The organism is Ancylobacter gelatini (assembly GCF_022601675.1).
GTDB lineage: Bacteria > Pseudomonadota > Alphaproteobacteria > Rhizobiales > Xanthobacteraceae > Ancylobacter > Ancylobacter gelatini.
Genome location: NZ_JAKVIL010000002.1, coordinates 306,079 through 329,849, shown reverse-complemented (window position 1 = coordinate 329,849; position 23,771 = coordinate 306,079). Strand labels below are relative to the sequence as shown.

Below are 23,771 nucleotides of genomic sequence, written 5' to 3'. Positions count from 1 at the left end.
GCGCTGTTTCGAGGAAGACCGCATGCTTGCCAAGGCCTTCGCCGCCGCGTCCGCCACAACGCCGCTCAGCCCCTATTCCATCGACCGCGCCGCCCCCGGGCCGAAAGATGTCGCCATAGACATTCTCTATTGCGGCGTCTGTCATTCCGACCTCCACGCCGCGCGCAGCGAATGGCCGGGCATGACCTATCCGCTGGTGCCGGGCCACGAGATCGTCGGGCGTGTGCGCGCAGTGGGCGGCGAGGTCTCGCGCTTCGCGGCCGGCGATATTGTCGGGGTCGGCTGCATGGTTGGAAGCTGCCGCCACTGCATCGCCTGCGATGATGGGCTGGAGCAATATTGCGAAGGGCCCCACGGCTTCACCCAGACCTATGGCGGCGCGGTGCGCGGCGGCCTGCCGAATACGTTTGGCGGCTATTCCGAGGCCATTACGGTCGACGAGCATTTCGTGCTGAAGATCCGCCATGGCGAGAAGGATCTCGCCGCCGTGGCGCCGCTGCTCTGCGCGGGCATCACCACCTGGTCGCCACTGCGTCACTGGAAGGCGGGGCCGGGAAAGAAGGTCGGCATCGTCGGCATTGGCGGTCTCGGCCATATGGGCGTGAAGCTCGCCCATGCGCTCGGGGCGCAGGTCGTGGCCTTCACCACCTCGCCCTCCAAGCACGCCGAAGCACTGCGGCTCGGCGCCGACCTCGCGGTCACCTCGACCAACCCCGACGAGATGGCCGCCCATGCCGGCAGCTTCGACTTCATCCTGAACACGGTGGCGGCCTCGCATAATCTCGATGCCTTCACCACGCTGCTCAAGCGCGACGGCACGCTCACGCTGGTCGGCGTGCCCGAGCATCCGCACCCCTCGCCCTCGGTGTTCCCGCTGGTGTTCGGCCGGCGCGCCATTGCCGGTTCGCTCATCGGCGGCATCGCGGAAACACAGGAAATGCTCGATTTCTGCGCCGAGCACGGCATCACCGCCGATGTCGAGATGATCGCGATGCAGGACATCGAGGTCGCCTTCGCGCGCATGTTGAAGAGTGATGTGAAGTACCGCTTCGTCATCGACATGGAGACGCTGCGCAAGGCGGCGTGACGCGCCTTTGCCGGGCCTTCCCGCGGCTCCGGGACGGCCCCGGGACGCTCAGCCCGCGCGACGGGGACGATCGTCCGATTGACCGCGCCGCGATTTGCCCGCAGCCTGCCGGCCACTCACTCGCGCGCGACACAATCCGGGGACTCCCTCCCCGCGAGCCTGGACGCGCCACCGGAGAAGACCTGCATGGCCGTTGACGCCGCTACCGACGCCGCGGCCCATGCCGCCGAGGCTGCCGCACATGGCGGGTTCGACATCTTCCCGATCGTCGCCCTGCTCGGAGCGGCGATCATCGCCGTGCCGCTGTTCAAGCGCCTCGGCCTCGGCTCGGTGCTCGGCTATCTGGCCGCCGGCCTCGCCATCGGGCCGTATGGGCTGGGCCTTTTCTCCGATCCGCAGACGATCCTGCATGTCGCCGAGCTCGGCGTGGTGATGTTTCTGTTCGTTATCGGGCTGGAAATGCAGCCCTCGCGGCTGTGGTCGATGCGCGGGGAGATCTTCGGGCTCGGCCTGGTGCAGGTGGCGCTGTGCATCGGCCTGCTGACCTGCGTCGGCCTCACCCTGGGCTTTCCCGCCCCCGTCAGCTTCGTCGCCGGCACCGGCTTCGTGCTGACCTCCACGGCCATCGTCATGCAGATGCTGGAGGAGCGCCGTACTCTCGCCACCCCGCCGGGACGGCGCATCGTCGCCATCCTGCTGCTGGAAGACCTCGCCATCGTGCCCCTGCTGGCGCTGGTGGTGTTCCTCGCCCCGGGCGGCGGTGAGGTGACGCTCGGCGAACGCCTGACCTCGGTCGCCATCGGACTCGCCTCGATCGCCGCGCTGATCCTCGCCGGTCGCTACCTGCTCGACCCGATGTTCCGCATCCTCGGCAAGGCCAAGGCGCGCGAGGTGATGACGGCGGCAGCGCTGTTCGTGGTGCTGGGCGCAGCGCTCGCCATGCAGCTTGGCGGACTCTCCATGGCGATGGGCGCGTTCCTGGCCGGCGTGCTGCTGTCGGAAAGCTCGTTCCGGCATCAGCTCGAAGCCGATATCGAACCGTTCCGCGGCATCCTGCTCGGCCTGTTCTTCCTCGGCGTCGGCATGGCGCTGGACCTCGTCGTCATCGCCGGCAACTGGCCGCTGATCTTGCTGTCCGTTGCCGCCTACATGGTGCTGAAGTTCATCGGCATCTACTCCATCGCCCGGCTTTTCCACGCCGGGCACCGCGAGGCGATCGAGCGGGCGGTGCTGATGGCGCAGGGCGGCGAGTTCGCCTTCGTGCTCTACGCTGCCGCCGCCACCGTGGGGATCATCGACGCGGAGACCAACGCGACGCTGACCGCGACCATCATCGTCTCCATGGCGCTGACCCCGCTGATGATCATCGCCCACGACCGGCTGATGCCGCAGGCGGCGCCCTCGCTGGACGGCGTGGAAGCCGCCGAAGGCCTGTCGGCCAGCGTGCTGGTCATCGGCTCCGGCCGCTTCGGCCAGATCGTCAGCCAGCCACTGATCGCGCAGGGCTGCTCGATCTCGCTGATCGAGACCAACCCGGATCTCATCCGCGATTCCCGCGATTTCGGATTCAAGGTGCATTATGGCGATGGCACCCGGCTCGATATCCTGCACGCTGCCGGCGCCCATGAGGCGCGCATGATCGTCGTCGCCGTCGACGACAAGCACGCGGCGCTCAAGATCACCGAGCTGGTGAAGTCCGAGTTCCCGTTGGTGCCGGTGCTGGTGCGCGCCTTCGACCGCGAGCACGCGCTCGACATCGTGCACGCCGGTGCGGACTTCCAGATCCGCGAAACCTTCGAATCCGCCCTCAAGATGGGTGAGAAGGCGCTGGAACTCATGGATGTCGGCGAGGAGGAGCGCGCGGAGGTGATCGCCGACATCCGACGCCGCGACGCGGAGCGCTTCGCGCTGGAGCTGACCGGCGGCCTCTACGACGTCTCGGCGCGCAAGCTGATCCACGGCAATGCGCCGCTCATCCCGCCCAAGCCAGCCAAGGCACAGCTCGGGGTTCAGGCCAGCCCGGCCGCCGACCCGGCGTAACGCCGGCCGGGCGGGCGCCTCACCCGACGCCGTTCGCCCGCGCCACGAAGTCCGGCAGCAGGCAGACATAGTCCTCGTTCCCGTCGCCGCCGGTCGCCACCGCCTGGGCATAGGCGTTCTTCACCATGCTGGCGATCGGGGTGGCGCACCGCGCCGCATTGGCCATGGCCTCGACGTATCGCAGGTCCTTATAGGCGTTGGAGAGCGTGAACTTGTGCGAGTTGCGGTTACCTTGCAGCACATAGCCCATGAAGGTCTGGTAGAAGCCGCAATCCATCCGCCCGCCGCGGATCACCTCGTCGACCTGCGCCACCGTGAGGCCCGACTTGCGCGCGATCGCCAGCGCCTCGGAATAGAGCGCGCCATAGCCGAGCGCGAGGAAGTTGTTGATAAGCTTGATGCGGTGGCCGTCTCCCACCCCGCCGACATGGACGATCCGCGCCGTCCACGGCTCGAAGATCGGCCTCAGCCGCGCGAACACCGCGTCGCTCGCCCCCACCATGGCGTGAAGCTCGCCGGCCTCGGCCTGCGCCGGCGTGCCGCCGAGCGGGGAATCGCAATAATCGACGCCGCGCGCCGCGAGCCGTTCCGCAAGTTGCACGGTCACCACCGGATCGGAAGTCGAGCAGTCGACGATCACCGTCCCCGGCCGGAGAGCGGCCTCCATCTCGCCGATCACCGCCTCGACGGCGGCCGCATCGGTGAGGCACAGGAACACGACGGACGAGGCCGCCGCGAGCGCCGCCGCCGAGCCTGCCTCACGCGCGCCTTGGCTCACCAGATCCTCCACCGGCGCGCGGTTGCGCCGCCCGACGACGGTCATCGGATAGCCCGCCTTCAGAAGGTTGGCGGCGATGCCGTGCCCCATCAGCCCCACGCCGACAAATCCGATCGTCTCCGTCACGTTACTACCTCGTCTCTCATCGCTTCTGCGGCCGCAACACGTGTCCGGCACCGGGAATCAGGGAGCTTCGGCTGCCTGATCCCCGCCGGCCGAAACTCAATTAACACGCCATGTTAAACGTTTTCGTAATGCAATACCACGCGCCGTTGGTGACGTGGGGCAGGTCGCGTTGAACGGATCCGTGCCGGCATGGCATCGTTGCGCCCGTCGTCACGTCCGGGCTTTAATCCGACGACACTGGCTTTCGCATCGGCACGACATCACATCGAACCATCGATCGCCGATGAAGAGTGAGGACTCCCGATGCCCCATCCCGCCATCGCCCGGAACCATGTCGCTCTCGTCACCGGCGGTGCCAGCGGCATCGGCCTTGCCGCGGCCCGCCGCTTCGGTGCCGCCGGCATGAAGGTGCTGGTGGTCGACCGCCCCGGCGCCGCGCTCGATGAGGCGGTCGCGGGTCTAGTGGCGGAAGGCATCGCGGCCGCGCCCGCGCCGGCCGATGTCCGCGACCGCGCCCAGCTCGCCGCCGTGAAGGCGCAGGCGGACCGGCTCGGCCCCGTGACCGTGCTCATGCTCAATGCCGGCCGCGAGGGCGGCGGCGGCCTGCTCGCCGGCGAAGAGGTCTGGCGCGCCACGCTGGAGACCAATCTCTGGGGCGTGCTGCATGGCCTGCAACTATTCCTGCCGGACCTGCTCGCCTCGGGCCTCCCCGGCGCCGTGGTGGTCACCGGCTCCAAGCAGGGCATCACCCTGCCGCCCGGCGACACCGCCTACAACGTCTCCAAGGCGGCGCTGAAGGCGCTCACAGAATCGGTGGCGCATGATCTGGTGAAAGCGACCGGCACCCGCGTCACCGCGCATCTGCTGATTCCCGGCTTCACCTATACCGGCTTCACCCGCGCCAAGGGGGTGGAGGAGAAGCCGGCCGGCGCCTGGACCCCCGATCAGGTCGCCGAACGGCTCGACGAGGAGATGGCGCGCGGCACCTTCTACATCCTGTGCCCCGACAACGAGGTGGATCGCGCCACGGACCTCAAGCGCATGCGCTGGGCCGCGTCCGACATCATCGAGAACCGCCCGGCACTGTCGCGCTGGCATCCCGACTACGCCGACGCCTTCGCCGCCTACATGCGCGACGGCGGCTGAGACACGGACACCGGGCCGCCGCTCCGAACGAGGCGCCGGCCCGGCCATCGGCGACGCCCAAAAAGCGCCCTCCCGCGCCCTCTTGACTTGTATGGTAGTATGCAAGATGGTGCGCGCCGGGAAGGAAACAACATCATGCAGCTCGCCAGGCTGGATGCCGCCACACTGCAGACGATGCGCGTCAGCGTGGTCGATCAGCTTTATTCCGCCTTGCGCGCGGCGATCATCGACAATGATCTGAGCCCCGGCTCGCGGATTTCCGAAGCCGAGATCGCCCAGCATTACGGCGTGAGCCGCCAGCCGGTCCGCGAGGCCTTCATCAAGCTCGCTAATGAGGGCCTGCTCGAAGTGCGCCCGCAGCGCGGCACCTTCGTCGCCAAGATTTCCCTTTCCGCCGTCATGGATGCCCGCTTCGTGCGCGAGGCGGTCGAGGCCGACATCGTGAAGCTGCTGGCGCAGGACGCTGCGCCCGCGCTCATCGCGGATCTGCGCGGCCAGCTCACGCGCCAGCGCGGGATCATCGGCGGCTCGGCCCGCGACTTCATGGAAGCGGACGAGGCGTTCCATCACACCCTCGCCGCTGGCGCCGGCAAGGCCAATGCCTGGCGCGTCATCGTCGAGATGAAGGCGCAGATGGACCGCGTGCGCTTCCTGTCCAGCATGCACTTCTCGGTCGCGCGCCTTGTCGACCAGCACACCGAACTCGTCGAGGCCATTGCCGCCGGCGATGCCGGGCGCGCCGAGCAGACCATCCGCGCGCATCTCAAGGGCATCCTGCAGGACCTCCCGGTCATCGAGCAGGAACACCCCGAGTTTTTTCGCTAGCCCTCCGGTAGCCCCGGAAACGTCAGAACAACGAGGAGGAGACAATGATTGTGAACAAGCTGACACGCCTTGCGGCCACCTGCGCCGCCATCGCGCTTCTCGCCGGCCCCGCCATGGCCGACGTGACCCTGAAGCTCGGCCACCTCGCGAATGAGGACAACATCTGGCACAAGGCCGCGCTGAAGTTCGGCGAGGAAGTCGCCGCGCTCTCCGACGGCCGCGTCAAAGTCCAAGTCTATCCCAACGAGTCGCTCGGCAAGGAAATCGACCTCATCAACGGCATGCAGCTCGGCACCGCCGACATGACCATCACCGGTGAGAGCCTGCAGAACTGGGCGCCCAAGGCCGCCCTGCTGGCGCTGCCCTACGGCTACCGCTCGCTGGAGCACATGGACCAGGTCGCCTCCGGCGAGATCGGCAAGCAGATCGAGGCCGAGATCATCGAGAAGGCCAGCGTGCGCCCGCTGACCTATTTCGCGCGCGGCCCGCGCAACCTCTCCGCCAACAAGGAGATCAAGACCCCGGCCGAGCTGAGCGGCTTCAAGCTGCGCGTGCCGAACGTGCCGGTCTTCGTCGCCGCCTGGCAGGCCATGGGTGCCAACCCGACCCCGATGGCGTTCTCCGAGGTATTCACCTCGCTGCAGAACGGCACCATCAACGGTCAGGAAAACCCGCTGGCGCTGTTCAAGTCCGGCGGCTTCTACGAGGTGCAGAAGGTCATCAACAAGACCGAGCATGTCCGGTCCTGGATCTACCTCGTGATTTCCGAGCGCACCTGGAACAAGCTGTCCGACGCCGACAAGGCCGCCGTGACCGAAGCCGCCAAGCGCACCCAGGCCTATGAGCGCCAGCTCTTCCTGGCCGACGAGGCCGCGCTGGTCGCAGACCTCGAATCGAAGGGCGTCAAGTTCGTCGATGTCGATCAGGCCGCCTTCGCCGCCAAGGCCAAGGATGCGGTTCTCAAGTCGGTGCCCGCCGATATCCGCCCGCTGGCCGAACAGATCTTCAGCTCCAACTGACCCGCATCGAATCTGCCGGCCTGCGTGACGCGGCCGGCAGGTTCCTCGCGCGGAGGTACCCATGTCACAGCTATTCAAGGGCATCGAGGGGCTTTGCCGCCTCCTGATACTGGCCGTCTTCCTGCTGCTGGCCAGCTCGGTTCTGCTTCAGGTCTTCGCGCGCACCTTCCTACCCTCGGCGCCGGTCTGGACCGAAGAACTGACCCGCTTCTGCCTCATCTATATCGGCGCGCTCGGCGCCGGCATGGCGCTGCGCAGCGGCGATCTGGTGAATGTCGACCTGCTGTGCGAAAGCCTGCCCGGTCGCCTGCCCTGGCTGCTGCGCCTGCTGTGCGCGCTGATCACGGCCGGTTTCGCGATCACGCTGCTCGCCGCCAGCTGGGATTTCACCGCCATCGGCGTTCGCCAGACCGCCCCCTCGCTGGGCTGGCGCATGGATTTCCTCCACGCCTCGATGCTGGTGCTGTTCGTCACCCTCGCGCTGTGGGCGCTGCTGCGCGCCTTCGAAATGATCACCGGCCGCCATAGCGGCCACCCGATTCCGACGTCAGGGGACGAGTGATGGGCCTCACGCTGCTTCTTTGCACATTTGTCGTCGGGCTGGCGATCGGCCTGCCGGTGGCGGTCACGCTCGGCCTGTCCTCGATGGTCTATCTGCTGTTCGCCGATATCCCGCTCGTGGTGATCCCGCAGAAGATGTACGCCGGCATGGACAGCTTCGTGCTGCTCTGCATTCCCGGCTTCATCCTTGCCGGCAATCTGATGAATTCCGGCGGCATCACCGAGCGCATCATCCGCTTCGCCAATGCGCTGGTCGGCTGGATGCGCGGCGGCCTCGCCCAGGCCAACATCGCCGCCTCGATGCTGTTCGGCGGCATTTCCGGCACGGCGGTGGCCGATGTCGCCTCGGTCGGCGGCATGATGATCCCCGGCATGAAGAAGGTCGGCTACCCCGCCGCGTTCTCGGCGGCGGTGACGGCGGCTTCGTCCACGGTCGGCCCCATGATCCCGCCGAGCGTGCCCATGATCATCGTCGGCTCGCTCTCGGGGCTGTCGGTCGGCAAGCTGTTCCTCGCCGGCGCGGTCCCGGGAGTCCTGATGGGCTTCGCCATGATGGTGACCACCTATTTCCTCGCCAAGAAGCACGACTTCCCCCGCGAGCCGTGGAAGGGCCTGCGCGAGCTGTTCTTCTCCTTCGCCGGCGCGATCTGGGCGATCGCGATGACCGCGCTCATCGTCGGCGGCCTGCTGATCGGCGTCACCACGCCGACCGAGACCGCGGTGGTCGCCTGCCTCTACGCCGCCATCGTCGGCCTGTTCGTCTATCGCGAGTTGCCGGTCTCGAAGATTCCCAAGATCATCATCGACAGCGCCATCAGCTCCGCTGGTATTTTGGTGCTGGTCGGCACGGCGAACGTGTTCGGCTGGATCCTGGTCGCCGAGCGCATCCCGCAGATGCTGGCCGACACGGTGCTGTCGATCACCGACAACAAGTACATGGTCATCCTGCTCATCAACATCCTGCTGCTGTTCGTGGGCATGTTCATGGAGACCATCGCGGCCCTCATCATCCTGTTCGTGCCGCTGATGACACTGGCGGGCGCGGTCGGCATCGAACCGCTGCATTTCGCGTGCTTCGCGGTGCTGAACCTGATGATCGGGCTGACCACCCCGCCGGTGGGCGTGTGCCTGTTCGTCGCCTCGAACATTGCGAGGATGCCGCTCTCCCCGGTCATCCGCGCCATCGTGCCCTACATCATCACCAACATCATCGTGCTGCTGATGGTCAGCTATTTCGCCCCGCTGGCGACCTGGCTGCCGAACCTGATGCTGCCCTGAGGAACGATCCATGAGCGAGACTCAAGACATTCGCGTCGTCCTGCTCAACGGACAGGACGATCTGAAGATCGAAACCCGCGCCCTCGCCGAGCCGGGCGCCGGCGAGGTTCGCGTCGCCATTCTCGCCGGCGGCATCTGCGGCTCGGACCTGCATTACTGGCTGGAAGGCGGGATCGGCACCATCCGCGTGCGCGAGCCCATCATTCTGGGCCATGAGGCCGCCGGGCGTATCGCGGCGATCGGCCCCTCGGTGGAGGGGCTGAAAGTCGGCCAGCTCGTCGCGGTCAACCCGTCCCATCCGTGCGGGGAATGCGAATTCTGCCGCAACGGCCTGCCGCGCCATTGCACCCATATGCGGTTCAAGGGCTCGGCCATGTACCTGCCCCATGAACAGGGCATGTTCCGCGATCAGCTTGTGATCGGCGCCGGCCAGTGCTTCCCGATGCCCGAGGAAATCTCCCCGGGCGCCGCGGCCTGCAGCGAGCCGCTGGCGGTGTGCCTGCACGCCGCCAATCGCGGCGAGGCGGTCTCCGGCAGCCTGAAGGGCAAGACCGTGCTGGTCACCGGCGCCGGTCCCATCGGTGCGCTGTGCATCGCGGTCGCGCGCCAGCGCGGCGCGGCCGAGATCATCGTCACCGACATCCAGGATGCGACGCTCGATGTCGCCCTGCGCATGGGCGCCGATCATGCCGTCAACACCGCCCGCACGCCCGAGGGACTCGCGCGCTGGCAGGAAGGCAAGGGCAAGGTCGACCTCGTGTTCGAATGCTCCGCCGCCGCCGCCGCCATCCGCGATGCGGTGAGCGTGCTGCGCCCGCTCGGCACGCTGGTGCAGGTCGGCGTCGCCGGACCGACCCCGATGCCGTTGAACGTCATGGTGGGCAAGGAGATCGTGTTCGTCGGCTCCCAGCGCTTCGACGTCGAATTCGCCGAGGCCGCCCGGTTGATCGGCACCGGCGCAATCGACCCGCGCCCGATGATCACCGGCACCTATCCCATCACCGAAGCGCTCGCCGCCTTCCGCGCCGCTTCGGACCGCTCCAGCTCCGTCAAGGTACAGCTCTCCTTCGCGGCGAGCTGAGCGGTGCAACGACCTGACGAATTCGGAAAGACCGTTTCATGAAACAAACCTGGCGCTGGTTCGGCCCTAAGGATCTGGTATCGATCGACGACATGCTGCAGGCGGATGTGGAGGGCGTGGTCTCCGCGCTCCACCACGTCCCGACCGGCGCGGTCTGGTCGCCCGAGGACATCGCACGCCGTCAGGCCGTGATCGGCACCATGACGGACGGCGCGCCCTCCGGCCTGAAATGGGACGTGGTGGAGAGCCTCCCGGTCTCCGAGGACATCAAGCGCCAGTCCGGCCCGTGGCGCGAGCACATCGCCAACTGGAAGACCTCGATGCGCCACCTGCGCGCCGCGGGTATCGAGGTGATCTGCTACAATTTCATGCCGATCCTCGACTGGACGCGCACCGACCTTTCCTATCGCCTGCCGAACGGCGCGACCTGCATGCGTTTCGACGCCATCGACTTCGCCGCCTTCGACCTGTTCCTGCTGGAGCGGGCCGGCGCGAAGGAGAGCTACGCGCCTGACATCATGGAGAAAGCGCGCGAGCGCTTCGCCGGCATGTCGGATGCCCGCAAGGCCGAGTTGTCCGGTAATGTCGTGTTCGGCCTGCCCGGCGCGGCCGAAGCCATGTCGATGGACGATGTGAAGACCCACCTCGCCCATTACGACAAGATTTCGCCCGAGCGGTTGCGCCAGCACCTCGTCGATTTCCTCGCCGAGGTCAGCCCGCTGGCGGAAGAAATCGGCATGCGGCTGTGCTGCCATCCCGACGACCCACCGTTCCCGCTGCTCGGCCTGCCGCGCATCATGTCGACCGAGGCCGATTACCGCGCGGTGATCGAGGCCGTCGACATCCCGGCCAACGGCATAACGCTGTGCACCGGCTCGCTGGGCGCGCGCGCCGACAACGACCTTCCGGGCATGATGGACCGGCTCGGCGGGCGGGTGCATTTCCTGCATCTGCGCAATGTCGCGCTGGAGGAGCGCCATCTCGGCGGCTCGTTCCACGAGGCGGCCCATCTTCAGGGCAATACCGACATGGTGGCCATGATCGCCTCGATCCTCGCCGAGGAGGCGCGCCGCAAGGCCGCCGGCCGGCCGGACTGGAACATCCCGTTCCGCCCCGACCACGGCCAGAACATCCTCGACGACCTCAATCGTGGCGGCCAGCCGGGCTATCCGGCCATCGGACGGCTCAAGGGGCTGGCCGAGCTGCGCGGAATCATGACCGCCCTCGCCCATCCGCGCGCCGGCACCGCGCAATGAACCGACTGGCCGCGACGTCCTTCGCCGCCGGTGAGGCCGAGTGGCCGCGCTACCGGCCGGAAGAGCACCGGGCCGGGATCGTGCATCTCGGCCTCGGCAACTTCGCCAAGGCGCATCTGCTGGCCTATACCGACGAGGTGCTGTCGGCGAAGGGCGGCGACTGGCGGGTGATCGGCGTCTCGCTGCGCGGCACCGCCGTCGCCGAGGCACTGAACCCGCAGGATGGGCGCTACACGCTGATCACGCGCGGCGCTGAGACCAGCGCTCGCATCATCGGCGCGCTGAAATATGTCGTCGCCGGCGCGCGCACCGCGAGTTGCGCGCTGTCCGCCATGACCCGCCCGGCCTGCCGGATCGTCTCGATCACCGTGACCGAGAAGGGCTATGGCATCACCAGCGATGGCCATCTCGACCGCGCGCATCCCGCCATTGCCGCGGATCTTTCCCAGCCCGACGCCCCGCTCGGCGTGATCGGGCTGATCGTCGAGGCACTGCGCCAGCGTCGGGCGGCGGGCATCGCGCCCTTCACCGTGCTGAGCTGCGACAACCTCTCCCATAACGGCGCCAAGCTGCGCCGCGCGGTGCTGGACTTCGCGACGCAGATCCATGACGCCGACTTTGCCGGCTGGATCGAGGCACAGGTGCGCTTTCCCTCCACCATGGTCGACCGCATCACCCCGGCATCGACGGCAGAAACCTTCGCCACCGCGAAGGAGTTGACCGGCCATGAGGACCTTGCGGCCGTCGAGACCGAGCCGTTCCGCCAATGGGTCATCGAGGACGACTTCGGGGCCGGACGCCCGGAATGGGAGCTGGCCGGCGCCGTGTTCGTGAGCGATGTCGGCCCCTATGAGCAGATGAAGCTGCGCATGCTCAACGGAGCGCATTCGATGCTGGCCTATAGCGGCCAGCTCTCGGGCAAGACCTATGTCCGCGACGTGATGGCGGACCCGGCCCATGCCGCGCTGGTGCGCCGCCATCTCGCGGCAGCGGCCGCGACCGTGCGCGGGCTTGCTCTGGATCTCGGCGCATATGCGGACGCGCTGGCGGAGCGCTTCTCCAATCCGGCAATTGCTCATGCCACCGCACAGATCGCCATGGACGGCACGCAGAAGCTGCCGCCGCGCATCACCGCCACCGCACTGGATGCGCTGGAGGCCGGCACGCCGACGCGCGCCTTCGCCTTCGCGCTGGCGAGCTGGGTGACCTATGTCGCCCGCCGAAGCGCCGACGGCGCGCCGATTCTGACCGATGATCCGCGCGCGCAGGCCCTGCTGGCCGCTGCCAGCGGCGCGCGCAACGCCGCGGCATTACTCCCCGCCCTCGCCGCCGCCTGCCCTGACATCCTGCCCGAGCGCCTGATGGCGGGCGATTTCGGTCGCACGCTGTCGGAACTGACCGATGCCATGCTGCGCGAGGGCATGCCGGCCGTGATCGCGCGCGAAGCCGCATCCGGCGGGGTGTGAGGCGATGCATTTCCTGTCGATTGGCGAGGCCATGCTGGAGCTGTCCGAGCAGGCCCCGCTCTGGGCGATGAATGTCGCCGGAGACACGCTGAACACGGCCTGGCACCTGAAGCGCCTCGCTGGCGACGCCGCTGACATCGCCTATTTCACCGCGCTGGGAACCGATCCTTTTTCGGCGCGGATCGAGGATTTCATCGCGCAGGCCGGGCTGGTCACGCGGTTCATCCGCCATGAGCCCACGCGCGGTCCCGGGCTCTACGCCATCTCGCTGCGCCATGGCGAGCGCAGCTTCACCTATTGGCGCGATCGCTCCGCCGCGAGGCTGCTGGCGGATGACGGGGCGGCGCTCGACGCCGCGCTCGGCTGGGCCGACATCGCCTATGTCAGCGGCATCACGCTCGCCATCCTCGCGCCCGAGGCGCGCGAACGGCTGATCGCAGCGCTGCAATCGGCCCGTGCGCGGGGCGTGAAGGTGGCGTTCGACCCCAACATCCGGCCCCGCCTCTGGGAGGACGCCGACACGATGCGTGCCGTGATCATGCGCGCGGCCGGCGTCGCGGACATCGTTCTGCCGAGCTTCGAGGACGAGGCGCAGCATTTCGGCGATGCGAGCCTTGAAGCCTGCGCGGTGCGCTACGGCGCGCAGACGGGACGCGAGGTGGTGGTGAAGAATGGCGGCCGCGACGTGTTGCTGGCGGTTGAGGGCAGGATGATCCCCCATGCGCTCGCCCCGGTCGAGCCGGTCGACACCACGGGCGCGGGCGATGCTTTCAATGCCGGCTGGCTCGCCGCCCGGCTGCAAGGACTGTCGCCCGAGGCGAGCGTCGAGCGCGCGCATGCGCTGGCGGTCCACGTCATCTCGCGCAAGGGCGCGCTGGTCTAGCGGGGCATTCCTCAGGTAGCCGGCTGCCACGGCTCCATGCGCAGCACCTGCCCGCCGAGCCGCGCGAAGGCGCGCTGGCGGCAGGAGAACACGATGATCTGCTGGTCCATGGCCTGACGATGCAGCGCCTCGAACATGCGCTCGATACGGTCGTCGTCGGAATAGACCAGCGCGTCGTCGAGGATCACCGGGGCCGGCCGCCCGCCCTGCGCCAGCAGCCGCGCGAAGGCGAGGCGGGTGAGCACGGAAAGCTGCTCGCGCATGCCCCCGCTCAGCCGGTCGATCTCCTCGTCCTGGCCATTGCGGCGGATGGTTTGCGGCAGCAGGGTCTTCTCGTCGAACACGATGGACACGTCGTCGAACAGCATGCCCAGTAGCGGGCGCAGTTCGCCGATAACCGGCTGGAGATAAAGGTCTCGCGCCGCAGCGCGGGCGTCGGCCAGTGTGCCGGCCAGCCGGTTCAGCAGGCCCACTTCGGCCTCGAAGGCCGCGACCCGCTTTGACGCCGCCTCCAGCGCCTCGCTAGCCTCGCGCCACGCCTCCTCCACCGCGTCGTCCGAACGGGTGCGGATCTCGGCGTTCAGGCCGGCAAGGTCGAGCTGAAGCCGTTCCTGCTGCTGGCGCGCGGCATCCTCGGCGGACGTCGCGCGGCGCAGCACCGCCTCGGCGGATTGAAGATCCGGTGCGCCGTCAAGGAGTTGCGCGGCGGCGGCGTCACGCTCGCGCAGCGTCGCCGCAAGATTCTCATGGGCGGAAGCCAGCCGCGCTTCCTGCGCCGGCCGTTCGTTTTCCGGGCCCAGCCCGGCCTCCAGCCGCTCAAATTCGGCCTTCAGCGTGAGATAGGCAGTCTCGGCGGCGGTCACCGCCTCGCCGGCATGGCGATGCAGCGGTTCGACCTCGCGCGCGGCATTGCGCGCAGCCTGGACCCGGCGGTCGGCCGCCTCCCGCGCCCGCCGGGCCTCTTCCGGGTCGTCGGAAAGTTCGGTCGGCTCGGGGGCCAGCGCGGCGCGGCGCGCCACCTCTTCGCGCAGCGTCGCCAGCCCTTCCGGGGCGAGGTGGCGCAGTTCGAGACGCAGCAGGTCCAACGCGGCGGACGCCTCGCGCGCCTGCGCCTCGCGGCGCCGCGCATCGGCCAGATCGGCGGCGCCGACCGCCGAAAGCGCCCTAAGTCGGCGGGTCTGCGCCGTCTCCAGCCGGCCATCGTCCGCCTCGGGTCGGTTGGAGCGCAGCGTGAGCGTGCCGAGCCCGGCTATGGTCAGTCGCGCGCGGTCGGCGACCGGGCGCGGCTCACCCGCCGGAAGCGGCTCGCCGTCGATCAGCACCGGGGTGGCGATGCCGGGCTCATAGTCGAGCAGCACCGAAGGCAGGCCGGCCTCGCGCGCGGCGCGCAATGTCGCGATCTCGGTCTCAAGCTTCTGCAGCGCATCGACCGCCCCGGCGGGCAGCGCGATCAGGGCGAGAGCCGCCTCGGCCGCCTCCACCTCGCCGCGCTTGGCATCGGCAGCCGCGAGACGGGCTCGCAACGCTTCGATCTCCGCCGCCGCCCGGCGTGCCGCCAGCGCCGCGTCCAGCCGCGCCATCAGTGCGCGCGCGGCGGCTTCCCCGGCTTCCGCCGCGCGGACCTCCGCCAGCGCCTCGTCGATCGCCCGCGCCGCCTCGGCACGCCGGGTCAGGGCCTGCCCGCGCTGCGCGGCCGCGGCGTCGAGCGCCACCCGAACCGTCGCGCTCCGATGCAGCGCTTCGCGGAAGGCGACCAGAGCGCGCTCGGCCGCTTCGGCCTGATTGCGCGCCAGCCCGGCCTGCGCCTGTGCCGCCGTCAGCCGTTCGGCATGGCTCTTGGCGTGATCGAGCGCGGCGCGGGCCTTCACGACCGCCTCGCGCCGCGCGGCCTGCTCGTCGGGATCGCTCAATTCGGCCAGTTCGCGCTGAAGCCGCGCGCGCCGGTCGAGCGCCTCCCGCAGGATCGCGACCTCGCCGGCAAGCCGCTTCTCGGTCTCGGCCAGTGTGTTGCGCAGATCGAGTGCCTTGCTGTACGGGCCATCTGCCTTTGGTCGGCCGGTCGGCGTGACCAGCACGGCGAGTTCGTCCTGACAGGCCGCCATGATCTGCGACATGCGCCGCCCACCGGTCACCGCCTCGACCTCGCCCTGAACCGAGGAGAGGAGGCTCTCGCGCACCTGCCGCTCCTCGTCCTCCTCCTTGCGCGCGCGATCGCCGATGCCGGTAATGCCCTGACGCACCCAAAGCAGGCCGGCGGGTCCGGCGGTGCCGCCGCGGACCAGCCCGGCGATGAAGCGTTCGGCCTCGTCGGCCTGCGCGATCAGACGACCGTCGTCGAGGCTCTCGACCGTGGCGCGCCGGCCGCCGAGAAACTGCTTGCTGAGCCGGAAGCGCCCCTCCGGCACCACGATGTCGGCCTCCACCAGCGGATTGCCGCCGCTATAGGGCTGGAGCCGCTTCACCTCCTTCGGCGCGCCGGTGTGCGGCTGGAAGAACAGCGCGTGCAGCGCCTCGAAGCTGGTCGACTTGCCGTACTCATTGGCCGCGCACAGCACATTGACGCCATCGGCGATGTTCTCGATGGCGACGCCCTGACGGGCGAAGCGCTTCACATTGTAGAACCGCAGCGCCGCGATCTTCATGAGGCGATCTTCTGGCAAAGGGAGAACAGGCGGATGAGTGCGGCCCGCGCCACTTCGCGCTCGGCGGCGGAGGCGGCCGTGTCGAGGCTGGCGGCGTGCAGCCGCTCGGCCGCCTCGCGCAGCGCGCCGGCGCGGTCGATCAGGTCGAGGTCGCCAGCCTCGCAATCGGTCTCCAGCCTGTCGTCATCAAGCTCCAGCAGGGCGAATTCCGGGGCGGCATGCTCGATCGCCGCCGCCAGCGCGGTGCGCGCATTGAGGCTGGCGCGGCCGGTGGCGGCGATGCGCAGCAGCGATTGCCGGCGCTCCGGCCCCGGCGGCAGCAACGCGGCAAGGCGGGCCGGGCCATCGTCCTGCGCCAGCAGATGCAGGGGTATGGTGCGCCACTCGAAGCTGCCGGTGACCAGCGGGGTGACCTCGGGCGGCGCGCCGACCGCCGGCAATGTCACCAGCAGCGCCTGCCCCGGCCGGTCGTGCTTGAAACGGTCCGGCTCGGGCGTGCCGCTGTAATGGGTGCGCGCGTCGATCGCCATCGCGCCGTGCCAGTCGCCGAGCGCGAGATAATCGAGCCCGGCCCGCGCGGCGCGGTCCGGCGTGATGATGCCGGAGGCGCCGCCCTCTTCCGCGAAATCGAGGATCGCGGCATGCGCGAGGCCAAGGCGGATCGTGCCTTCGGGCGTCGCTGCGCCGTCCATCCACTGGGTGAGGTCGCGGCCCGGGCGACGGGTGGTGCACGGGGCGGGCAACAGCGCGACGCCCGGCGCCAGCTCATGGATCGCCGCCTCGGTCGCCAGCGTGACATTGGCCGGCCGGCCAGTGGCGAGCGCGCTCCAGAGCTGCGCCGCCTGCAGCGAATCGTGGTTGCCCGGCAGCAGCACCCAGGTGAGCGGGGCGTGGTGGGCCATTTCCGCCAGCGCCTGGCGCCGCGTCTCCGGGCTCGGGGTCTCGGTGTCGAAACTGTCGCCGGCCAGCAGGATCGCGGAGGCGCCCTGCGCACGGGCTTGGTCCGCCAGACGGCGCAGCACGGTGTGGCGCGCCTCCTTCAGCCGCCCACGCAACTCCTCCGGCATGTTGCCGTAGCGCTTGCCAAGATGAAGGTCGCCGGAATGGATGAAGCGGTACATGTCCACTTCATAACCCAGGATGTTGCGCGATGTCCCCGCCGGCGCGCGTCGCGCGGCCCGGCATCCACGGGAAGGCGCGGCCGGAAAAGCACCGGGCGCGAAGGGAGAGGCCCGGCGCCCCGGAAGCGGCTGTCATCGATGGCGCGTCGCTCAGGCCGATGGCGGAGGCGCGGCTTCCGCCGCCACCCCTCGGCGAGCACCTGCCTAGCAGCGTCATGCCGAGCGAGAACAGCCTGATCGCGACGAGGGCCAGCGCCGCGGGCGCCGGAAGACGTGCAGGAAATTGCCGCTGGGTGAATGCCTGAGACGCGCACACAGAAAAGGCCGGCTCGCGCCGGCCTTTTCCCAGTGAGAGGGCGGCGTGAACTACGCCTTGAAGTCCTCAAGCTTGAACGGCAGCGAGCGCAGCCGCTGGCCGGTGGCGTCAAAGATCGCGTTGGACAGCGCCGGCGCGACGCCCGGCACGCCCGGCTCGCCAATGCCCGTGGGTGCGTTGGCGGAGGGCAGGATGTGCACCTCCACCTTCGGCATCTCGGACATGCGCAGCGGAATGAAGCCGTCGAAATTCGACTGCTCCACCAGCCCCTTGTCGAGCGTGATCTCGTCATGCAGCGCGGCGCCGAGACCGAAGCCGACGCCGCCCTCGATCTGCGCGGCAATGACGTCCGGGTTGATGGCGATGCCGCAATCTACGGCGCAGATCACCTTGTCGACCTTGATCTGGCCGTCCACCACCGAGACGTCGATCACGCTGCCGACCACCGTGTCGAAGCTCTCATGCAGCGCGAGGCCACGGCCCTTGCCCTGCCCGGCCTTGGGACCCCAATTCGCTTTTTCCGCCAGAAGCTTGAGCACGGCGGCGTGGCGCGGCTTGTCCTTGAGCAGCTCCATGCGGAACTCCACCGGATCGCGGCCGGCGGCGTGGGCGAGTTCGTCGATCATCACCTCCACCGCCTGCGCGGTGTGGGTGTGGCCGACCGAGCGCCACCACAGCGTCGGCACCTTCGAGGGAACCGTGTGCAGGTCCACCGCGAAATTGCCGATGTCGTAATTGGTGTCGGAGGCGCCCTCGACCGAGGTGCCGTCGACGCCATTCTTGACGATGAACGCCTCGAACGGCGTGCCCACGATGAAGGACTGGCCGACGATCTGCTGTTCCCAGCCGGCGATCTTGCCGTCCGCCGTCACCCCGGCGCGGACCTTGTGGTAGAACATGGGGCGGTAATAGCCGCCCTTGATGTCGTCCTCGCGGGTCCAGACCAGATGAACCGGGGCGCGCCCGTCAATGGCCTTGAGGATCGTCGCCGCCTCCGCCACATAGTCGGCCGGCGGATTGGCCCGGCGCCCGAAGGAGCCACCGGCCCACAGCGTCTCGATCTTCACCTGCTCGAGCTTGATTCCCATGATGCCGGCGGTCACCGCCTGCTCGATGGTCTGGAACTGCGAGCCGGTCCAGATGGTCACACCGTCGCCGGTCTTCTCAATCACGCAGTTGAGCGGCTCCATCGGCGCGTGGGCGAGATAGGGGAACTCGAACTCCGCCTCGATCACCTTGGCGGCGCCCGAAAGGCCCTTGGCCGCATCGCCGCGCTTCGCGGCGCTCGTGCCGGGCGTGGTGGCGAGCTGCTTGTAGGCCGTCATCAGCTCGGGCGTGGAGCGCATCTCGGCATTGGCCTCGTCCCAGACGATGTCGGCCAGCGCCTCGCGGCCCTGGATCGCCGCCCAGGTGTTAGTGGCGAGCACCGCGATGCCGTTGGGCACCGCCACCACCTCGACCACGCCCGGCACCTTCTTCGCCGCCGTGGCGTCGAAGCTCTTGAGCGTGGCGCCGAAGCGGTCCGGACGGCGCAGTACCGCGGTGAGCATGCCCGGACGGCGGATGTCGAGCGCGTAGATCGCCTTGCCGTCGGTCTTGTCGGCCGAATCGAGGCGCGGCAGGCGCGTGCCGATCAGCCTGAAGTCCTTCGGGTCCTTGAGCGTGACCTCGGTGGGCACCGGCAGTTTGGCGGCGGCCTCGGCAAACTCGCCGAAGCTGCCGGAATGGCTGCCGCTCGCCAGCCGGCCCTTGTCGATGGTGATGCTGGAAGCGGGCACGCCCCATTTCTCGGCGGCGGCGGCGACCAGCATGTGGCGGGCGGCGGCGCCGGCCTTGCGCAGTTGCTCCCAGCTATTGGCGACGGAGGTCGAGCCGCCCGTGCCCTGCACCGGGCCGAACGCCAGATTGTTGTAGAGCAGCGCATCGGCCGGCGCGAAGGCGGCGCGCATCTGGCTCCAGTCGGCGTCGAGTTCCTCGGCGACGATGGTGGCGAGGCCGGTGGTCACGCCCTGCCCCATGTCGAGGTGCTTGATCAGCACGGTGACGGTGCTGTCGGGGGCGATGCGCACGAAGGCGTTGGGCATCGGGCCGTCTTTCGCGGCGGCGGCGAACGCCTTGCCCGTTTCCAGATGAAGGCCGATGACCAGCGCGCCGCCGATGGCGGCGACGCCCTGCAGGAAGCCGCGGCGCGAGGGCGCCACCGGCTCGCCCGAGCCCGCCGACTGGCCCGCCAGCTGGCCCGCCAGCATCTTGCGGTAATGGTCCGGTTTGATGAGGTGCATGGCGATCACGCGAGGTTGGCGGCGGCGTCGTGGATCGCCGCGCGGATGCGTTGATAGGTGGCGCAGCGGCAGACATTGCCGTCCATGGCCGCGTCGATATCGTCATCGGTCGGCTTGCGATTTTCGCTGAGCAGCCCGACGGCGGACATGATCTGCCCGGACTGGCAGTAGCCGCACTGCACCACGTCGAGCTTGCGCCAGGCCGCCACCACCGCCTGACCGACCTCGCCGCTGCCGGCGACGCCCTCGATGGTGGTGACGCTCTTGCCCTCGACATCCGCCACGGTGGTCTGGCACGAGCGGACCGGCGCTCCGTCGACATGGACCGTGCAGGCGCCGCACAGCGCGACGCCGCAGCCGAATTTGGTGCCGGTGAGGCCGACGACGTCGCGCAGCGCCCAGAGCAGAGGCATGTCGCCGTCCGCCTCGATGCTGTGCTCGGCTCCGTTGAGTGTGAATTTCATGGATGAGCCCTCTTCATCACGGGATGAGGGGCGCAACAGGAAAAGCCGCCCTCCGCTTCCCGGCGGGTGGACGGCAGTCGAATGCGCTCCGGGGCGGAAGCTAGGCTATGCTGATGGCCATCATCTAATCACCAGTCCGTGAGGCGCGGCATACCCGGTGAATTCCTATCGCTGGCCGGGCGCGGGATCGGAGGCGGCGCCCAAGACGCCGCAGATCTCGACCGGGCGCCCGCCGGCAGTGACATAAGCGACGCAGTTGCTCGAAGACCTCGAACGCCCATCCGGCTGCCAAGTCGCGATAACGTGCCGACAGTCGCGCGGCGTTTACAGCAACATTGCATCAGCGGCACGCGTCGACGATGCGAACGCGTCGCCATTGAATGTAATCACAGGAATGATCGATCGAAATGGACATTTAATCTGCGATGTGACAGCCTGTTTGCATGCAATCACTCACCGAGCCTGCCACTCCCGATCAGTCGCCCGAGCCGGCGACCGACATGGCTGATTTGGCTCCCGATCTGGCGCGCACGCTGCGCGGGCGCAGCGCGACCCATGTCGTCGAGCGCATCCGCGACATGATCCTGGCCGGCGAGTTGCCGCCGGGCGGGCGCATCTCCGAGCGCATGCTGACCGAGGGGCTCGGCGTGACCCGCACGCCGCTGCGCGAGGCGTTCAAGATTCTGGAAACCGAAGGCCTGGTGCAGATCGTGCCCAATCGCGGCGCGCAGGTGACCAAGCTGTCCCCGGAAGAGGTCGACCTCGCCATGGAACTGCTCGCCGGCCTCGAAAGCGTGGCGGCGGAGCCGGCCTGCGAGCGGGGCACGGCGGAAGAATTCGCGCGGGTGGAAGCCCGGCACGAGGACATGGTGGCGTGCCAGCGGGCGGGCGACCTGATGGGTTATTTCCGCATCAATCAGGAGATCCACCAGACCATTGTCGACTGCGCGCATAATCCGGCGCTGTCGCGGGTCTACCGGGTGGAAAGCGCGCGCGTGCGGCTGTACCGCTTCGCCGGCAACCGGGTAAGTGAGCGCTGGGCCCGCGCGGTGATGGAGCACGAGCAGATTGTGGCGGCGCTCAAGCAGCGACAGGGGCCGCTGCTGCGCGAATTGCTGCGCGCCCACCATTTCAATGGCTGGCGTGTCACCCGCCGGGTGCTGGAGCACGAGGTGCAGCCGGACCGCTGAGCGATCCGGCGGCGTCCTTCACATCCCGCCGTCTATTTGCCGGTCCACGTCGGAACGGACTTGGTGCGGGCGAGGAACGCCTCGACGCCGCGGCGGAAATCCTCGCTGCCATAGACCTCGGAGACGATCGCCTCGATGTCCGGCAGTTGGTCGAGGGAGAGCTTGCGGATCGTGGCCTTGGTGGCGCGGGTGGTCAGCGGCGCGTTCTCGGCCGCGCGGCGGCACAGCGCCTCGACCTCCGCCTCCATCGCCCCCGCATCGAGGATCTTCAGCAGGAAGCCCTTGGCGAGCATTTCCTCGGCCGTGATGATTTCGCCGAGCAGCACCATGCGCTTGGCCAGCGGCACGCCGATGGCGCCGCCGATGCGCGCCATGCTGAGCGCCGACAGGCAATTACCGAGCGTGCGGCCGATGGGCGAGCCGAAGCGCGCGCCCGGTGTGGCGAGGCGGAAATCGCAGGCGGAGGCGATGTTGAGCCCGCCGCCGACCGCCCAGCCATCGACCACGGCGATGGTCGTGACCGGGATGGCGTCGACCGCGCTCATGCACTCATCGATGCCACGCTCATAGGCCACGCCGTCGGCGCCGCTGGCGAACTTGGTGAAGCCGGAAATGTCGGTACCGGAGACGAACGCCTTGCCGCCCACGCCGCGGAACACCGCGACGCGGATCGCGGGATCCTCCGCGATCGCCAGCGCGGCGTCGCGCAGGTCGTGCCACATCTGGCTGGTGAGGGCGTTGTGCGCCGACGGGTTGTTGAAGCGGACGAAGGCGACGTCGCCAGCCTTCTCGAAATCGATACCGGGAGTGCTCATCACGCCACGCTCTTCGTCTTCGACTGCGACAGCAGCCCCATTTGGACCAGTTCCCGGCGAATATCGTCGCCATGCTCATCGAGCAGCGGCGGCGGGAGGCGGACTTCCTGCGGGGTGGCGCTGAGCTTTACCGGGAAGCCGAGCGCGCGGAACTCGCCCTCGACGGGGTGCGGCACCATCTGCACCATCTGGCGCGCTTCGGCCTGCTCGCTGGCGACCGCCTCGCCATAATCGAGGATCGGCGCCGTCGGCACGCCGGCCGCCATCAGCGCGTCGATCCATTCCTGGCGGGTGCGGGTGAGGAAGGTCGGCGCCAGCTCCTCCATCAGCGCGATGCGGTTCTGCACACGCGCGGCATTGGTGGAGAAGCGCTCATCCTGCTGCAGTTCCTCGCGGCCGAGCACCTTCAGGAAGGTCAGCCACAGGCCCTGATTGGCGGCGCCAATGACGAACCAGCCATCGGCGGCTTCCACCGCCTGATAGGGCGCGGACATGCGGTTGGCCGAGCCGATGGGCGCGGGCGACTTGCCGGTGCCCCACAGTTCCGTGGTCTCCCAGATCGAGAGCGCCAGCGCCGCCTCGAACAGCGACGCGTCGATGTGCTGGCCCTCGCCGGAGGTCTGGCGGCCGATGACCGCGCTCAGAATGGCGTAGGCGCTGAACAGGCCGGCGCCGAGATCGGCCACCGCAATGGAGTTCTTGGCCGGCTCCATGCCGGGGAAGCCGTTGGAGCTGAGCACGCCGGACACCGCCTGCGCGATCAGGTCGAAGCCCGGCCGCTGCGACCACGGGCCGGTCTGGCCGAAACCGGAAATGCTGGCATAGACGAGGCGCGGGTTGATCGCCTTCAGCGTGGCGTAGTCCATGCCGAGGCGCGAGGCGACGCCGGGGCGGGCATTCTCGACAAGCACGTCGGCGGTCTTCACCAGCGCGTAGAGCACCTCGCGGTCTTCCGGCGACTTGAGGTCGAGCGTGATGCTGCGCTTGTTGCGATTGAGCGCCAGAAAGCCGGGGCTGTCGGAGCCCTTGAGCCGAAAGCCCATGGAATGGCGGGTGGAATCGCCCGTGCCCGGCGGCTCGATCTTGATGACGTCGGCGCCCATGTCGGCCAAGAGCATGCAGCAGAACGGCCCGGCCATCACCTGCGAGATGTCGAGCACCCGGATGCCCTGTAGAGGCAGAGCCATCACCAATTCCTCCCATTATGTCATTGCCCGGCAACGCGGCGGAACGCGCATCGCGCCGGGATAAGAGACCTGTTCCATCCCGGCGCACCGCATCGGCGCGGGGATGCACGACTATACGCTCCGGCCCTCATCGGGAGGGCGATGCATCATATATCCTATATGATTTTAGTTACGACGCGGACCCCTGTCAAACGGTGATCGCGGTTCG

The 23,771-nt window shown here is 68.6% G+C and carries 19 protein-coding genes; 12 read left to right on the top strand and 7 right to left on the bottom strand.

The features are described from left to right. Positions 1 to 22: 22 nt before the first annotated feature. Together MKI84_RS04770 and MKI84_RS04765 are read left to right on the top strand one after the other, a co-directional pair. Positions 23 to 1,087 carry an NAD(P)-dependent alcohol dehydrogenase gene (locus tag MKI84_RS04770; RefSeq protein WP_241616950.1) on the top strand — a complete coding sequence of 355 codons (1,065 nt, stop codon included), beginning with the start codon at positions 23 to 25 and terminating at the stop codon, positions 1,085 to 1,087. Between the two features lie 186 nt (positions 1,088 to 1,273). Then, positions 1,274 to 3,127 carry a monovalent cation:proton antiporter-2 (CPA2) family protein gene (locus tag MKI84_RS04765; protein ID WP_241616948.1) on the top strand — a complete coding sequence of 618 codons (1,854 nt, stop codon included), beginning with the start codon at positions 1,274 to 1,276 and terminating at the stop codon, positions 3,125 to 3,127. A 19-nt stretch (positions 3,128 to 3,146) separates the two neighbouring features. Here the strand turns inward: MKI84_RS04765 and MKI84_RS04760 are convergent, their stop codons facing one another. Next, the gene (locus MKI84_RS04760; protein WP_342593614.1) at positions 3,147 to 4,031 is read right to left on the bottom strand and encodes an NAD(P)-dependent oxidoreductase; all 885 of its coding nucleotides are present in this window, start codon (positions 4,029 to 4,031) and stop codon (positions 3,147 to 3,149) included. Between the two features lie 303 nt (positions 4,032 to 4,334). Between MKI84_RS04760 and MKI84_RS04755 the strand changes: the two genes are divergently transcribed. The 9 genes from MKI84_RS04755 to MKI84_RS04715 all read left to right on the top strand — a co-directional run bounded on the left by MKI84_RS04755 (position 4,335) and on the right by MKI84_RS04715 (position 13,546). Next, positions 4,335 to 5,177 (top strand): SDR family NAD(P)-dependent oxidoreductase, encoded by an 843-nt coding sequence (locus MKI84_RS04755; RefSeq protein ID WP_241616946.1) that lies wholly within the window; start codon positions 4,335 to 4,337, stop codon positions 5,175 to 5,177. Positions 5,178 to 5,312: 135 nt separating this feature from the next. Further along, on the top strand, positions 5,313 to 6,002 hold the full coding sequence (locus MKI84_RS04750) for a GntR family transcriptional regulator (RefSeq protein ID WP_241616944.1): 690 nt from the start codon (positions 5,313 to 5,315) through the stop codon (positions 6,000 to 6,002). A gap of 44 nt (positions 6,003 to 6,046) precedes the next feature. Next, positions 6,047 to 7,021: a TRAP transporter substrate-binding protein gene (locus MKI84_RS04745; protein WP_241616942.1), complete on the top strand. Its 975-nt coding sequence runs from the start codon at positions 6,047 to 6,049 to the stop codon at positions 7,019 to 7,021. Between the two features lie 61 nt (positions 7,022 to 7,082). Beyond that, entirely contained in the window at positions 7,083 to 7,583 is a 501-nt protein-coding gene (locus tag MKI84_RS04740; RefSeq protein WP_241616940.1) for a TRAP transporter small permease, read from the top strand. After that, positions 7,583 to 8,860 carry a TRAP transporter large permease gene (locus MKI84_RS04735; RefSeq protein WP_241616938.1) on the top strand — a complete coding sequence of 426 codons (1,278 nt, stop codon included), beginning with the start codon at positions 7,583 to 7,585 and terminating at the stop codon, positions 8,858 to 8,860. Before MKI84_RS04740 ends, MKI84_RS04735 begins: the two co-directional genes overlap by 1 nt. Positions 8,861 to 8,870: 10 nt before the next feature. Then, positions 8,871 to 9,941, top strand: a complete 1,071-nt coding sequence (locus MKI84_RS04730; RefSeq protein WP_241616936.1) for an L-idonate 5-dehydrogenase — start codon at positions 8,871 to 8,873, stop codon at positions 9,939 to 9,941. A gap of 38 nt (positions 9,942 to 9,979) precedes the next feature. After that, positions 9,980 to 11,197, top strand: coding sequence for a mannonate dehydratase (uxuA, locus tag MKI84_RS04725; protein ID WP_241616934.1), 1,218 nt, complete (start codon positions 9,980 to 9,982; stop codon positions 11,195 to 11,197). Next, entirely contained in the window at positions 11,194 to 12,663 is a 1,470-nt protein-coding gene (locus MKI84_RS04720) for a mannitol dehydrogenase family protein (protein ID WP_241616932.1), read from the top strand. The genes uxuA and MKI84_RS04720 overlap by 4 nt, the downstream gene beginning before the upstream one ends. A 4-nt stretch (positions 12,664 to 12,667) precedes the next feature. Continuing rightward, a complete protein-coding gene (locus MKI84_RS04715; RefSeq protein WP_241616931.1) occupies positions 12,668 to 13,546 on the top strand; it encodes a sugar kinase in 879 nt (292 codons plus the stop codon). Positions 13,547 to 13,557: 11 nt separating this feature from the next. Here the strand turns inward: MKI84_RS04715 and MKI84_RS04710 are convergent, their stop codons facing one another. From MKI84_RS04710 to MKI84_RS04695, 4 genes are all read right to left on the bottom strand, one after another. Then, positions 13,558 to 16,188 (bottom strand): AAA family ATPase, encoded by a 2,631-nt coding sequence (locus MKI84_RS04710; RefSeq protein WP_241616929.1) that lies wholly within the window; start codon positions 16,186 to 16,188, stop codon positions 13,558 to 13,560. Next, positions 16,185 to 17,309 (bottom strand): metallophosphoesterase family protein, encoded by a 1,125-nt coding sequence (locus tag MKI84_RS04705; protein ID WP_241616927.1) that lies wholly within the window; start codon positions 17,307 to 17,309, stop codon positions 16,185 to 16,187. The genes MKI84_RS04710 and MKI84_RS04705 overlap by 4 nt, the downstream gene beginning before the upstream one ends. 366 nt (positions 17,310 to 17,675) lie before the next feature. Then, positions 17,676 to 19,907 carry a xanthine dehydrogenase family protein molybdopterin-binding subunit gene (locus MKI84_RS04700; RefSeq protein WP_241616925.1) on the bottom strand — a complete coding sequence of 744 codons (2,232 nt, stop codon included), beginning with the start codon at positions 19,905 to 19,907 and terminating at the stop codon, positions 17,676 to 17,678. A 5-nt stretch (positions 19,908 to 19,912) separates the two neighbouring features. After that, a complete protein-coding gene (locus MKI84_RS04695) occupies positions 19,913 to 20,371 on the bottom strand; it encodes a (2Fe-2S)-binding protein (protein WP_241616924.1) in 459 nt (152 codons plus the stop codon). 500 nt (positions 20,372 to 20,871) lie between these two features. Between MKI84_RS04695 and MKI84_RS04690 the strand changes: the two genes are divergently transcribed. Further along, positions 20,872 to 21,561, top strand: a complete 690-nt coding sequence (locus MKI84_RS04690) for a GntR family transcriptional regulator (RefSeq protein ID WP_241616922.1) — start codon at positions 20,872 to 20,874, stop codon at positions 21,559 to 21,561. Positions 21,562 to 21,593: 32 nt separating this feature from the next. Here MKI84_RS04690 and MKI84_RS04685 read toward each other — a convergent pair whose 3' ends face one another. Both MKI84_RS04685 and MKI84_RS04680 read right to left on the bottom strand, forming a co-directional pair. After that, complete coding sequence (locus MKI84_RS04685; protein WP_241616920.1) at positions 21,594 to 22,376, bottom strand: enoyl-CoA hydratase; 783 nt, start codon at positions 22,374 to 22,376, stop codon at positions 21,594 to 21,596. After that, the gene (locus tag MKI84_RS04680; RefSeq protein WP_241616918.1) at positions 22,376 to 23,563 is read right to left on the bottom strand and encodes a CaiB/BaiF CoA transferase family protein; all 1,188 of its coding nucleotides are present in this window, start codon (positions 23,561 to 23,563) and stop codon (positions 22,376 to 22,378) included. The genes MKI84_RS04685 and MKI84_RS04680 overlap by 1 nt, the downstream gene beginning before the upstream one ends. Between the last annotated feature and the right edge of the window lie 208 nt (positions 23,564 to 23,771).

Coding starts and splice junctions, on each gene's coding strand:
- MKI84_RS04770 (WP_241616950.1), top strand. CDS start 23: ATGCTTGCCAAGGCCTTCGCCGCCGCGTCCGCCACAACGCCGCTCAGC.
- MKI84_RS04765 (WP_241616948.1), top strand. CDS start 1,274: ATGGCCGTTGACGCCGCTACCGACGCCGCGGCCCATGCCGCCGAGGCT.
- MKI84_RS04755 (WP_241616946.1), top strand. CDS start 4,335: ATGCCCCATCCCGCCATCGCCCGGAACCATGTCGCTCTCGTCACCGGC.
- MKI84_RS04750 (WP_241616944.1), top strand. CDS start 5,313: ATGCAGCTCGCCAGGCTGGATGCCGCCACACTGCAGACGATGCGCGTC.
- MKI84_RS04745 (WP_241616942.1), top strand. CDS start 6,047: ATGATTGTGAACAAGCTGACACGCCTTGCGGCCACCTGCGCCGCCATC.
- MKI84_RS04740 (WP_241616940.1), top strand. CDS start 7,083: ATGTCACAGCTATTCAAGGGCATCGAGGGGCTTTGCCGCCTCCTGATA.
- MKI84_RS04735 (WP_241616938.1), top strand. CDS start 7,583: ATGGGCCTCACGCTGCTTCTTTGCACATTTGTCGTCGGGCTGGCGATC.
- MKI84_RS04730 (WP_241616936.1), top strand. CDS start 8,871: ATGAGCGAGACTCAAGACATTCGCGTCGTCCTGCTCAACGGACAGGAC.
- uxuA (WP_241616934.1), top strand. CDS start 9,980: ATGAAACAAACCTGGCGCTGGTTCGGCCCTAAGGATCTGGTATCGATC.
- MKI84_RS04720 (WP_241616932.1), top strand. CDS start 11,194: ATGAACCGACTGGCCGCGACGTCCTTCGCCGCCGGTGAGGCCGAGTGG.
- MKI84_RS04715 (WP_241616931.1), top strand. CDS start 12,668: ATGCATTTCCTGTCGATTGGCGAGGCCATGCTGGAGCTGTCCGAGCAG.
- MKI84_RS04710 (WP_241616929.1), bottom strand. CDS start 16,188: ATGAAGATCGCGGCGCTGCGGTTCTACAATGTGAAGCGCTTCGCCCGT.
- MKI84_RS04705 (WP_241616927.1), bottom strand. CDS start 17,309: ATGTACCGCTTCATCCATTCCGGCGACCTTCATCTTGGCAAGCGCTAC.
- MKI84_RS04700 (WP_241616925.1), bottom strand. CDS start 19,907: ATGCACCTCATCAAACCGGACCATTACCGCAAGATGCTGGCGGGCCAG.
- MKI84_RS04695 (WP_241616924.1), bottom strand. CDS start 20,371: ATGAAATTCACACTCAACGGAGCCGAGCACAGCATCGAGGCGGACGGC.
- MKI84_RS04690 (WP_241616922.1), top strand. CDS start 20,872: ATGGCTGATTTGGCTCCCGATCTGGCGCGCACGCTGCGCGGGCGCAGC.
- MKI84_RS04685 (WP_241616920.1), bottom strand. CDS start 22,376: ATGAGCACTCCCGGTATCGATTTCGAGAAGGCTGGCGACGTCGCCTTC.
- MKI84_RS04680 (WP_241616918.1), bottom strand. CDS start 23,563: ATGGCTCTGCCTCTACAGGGCATCCGGGTGCTCGACATCTCGCAGGTG.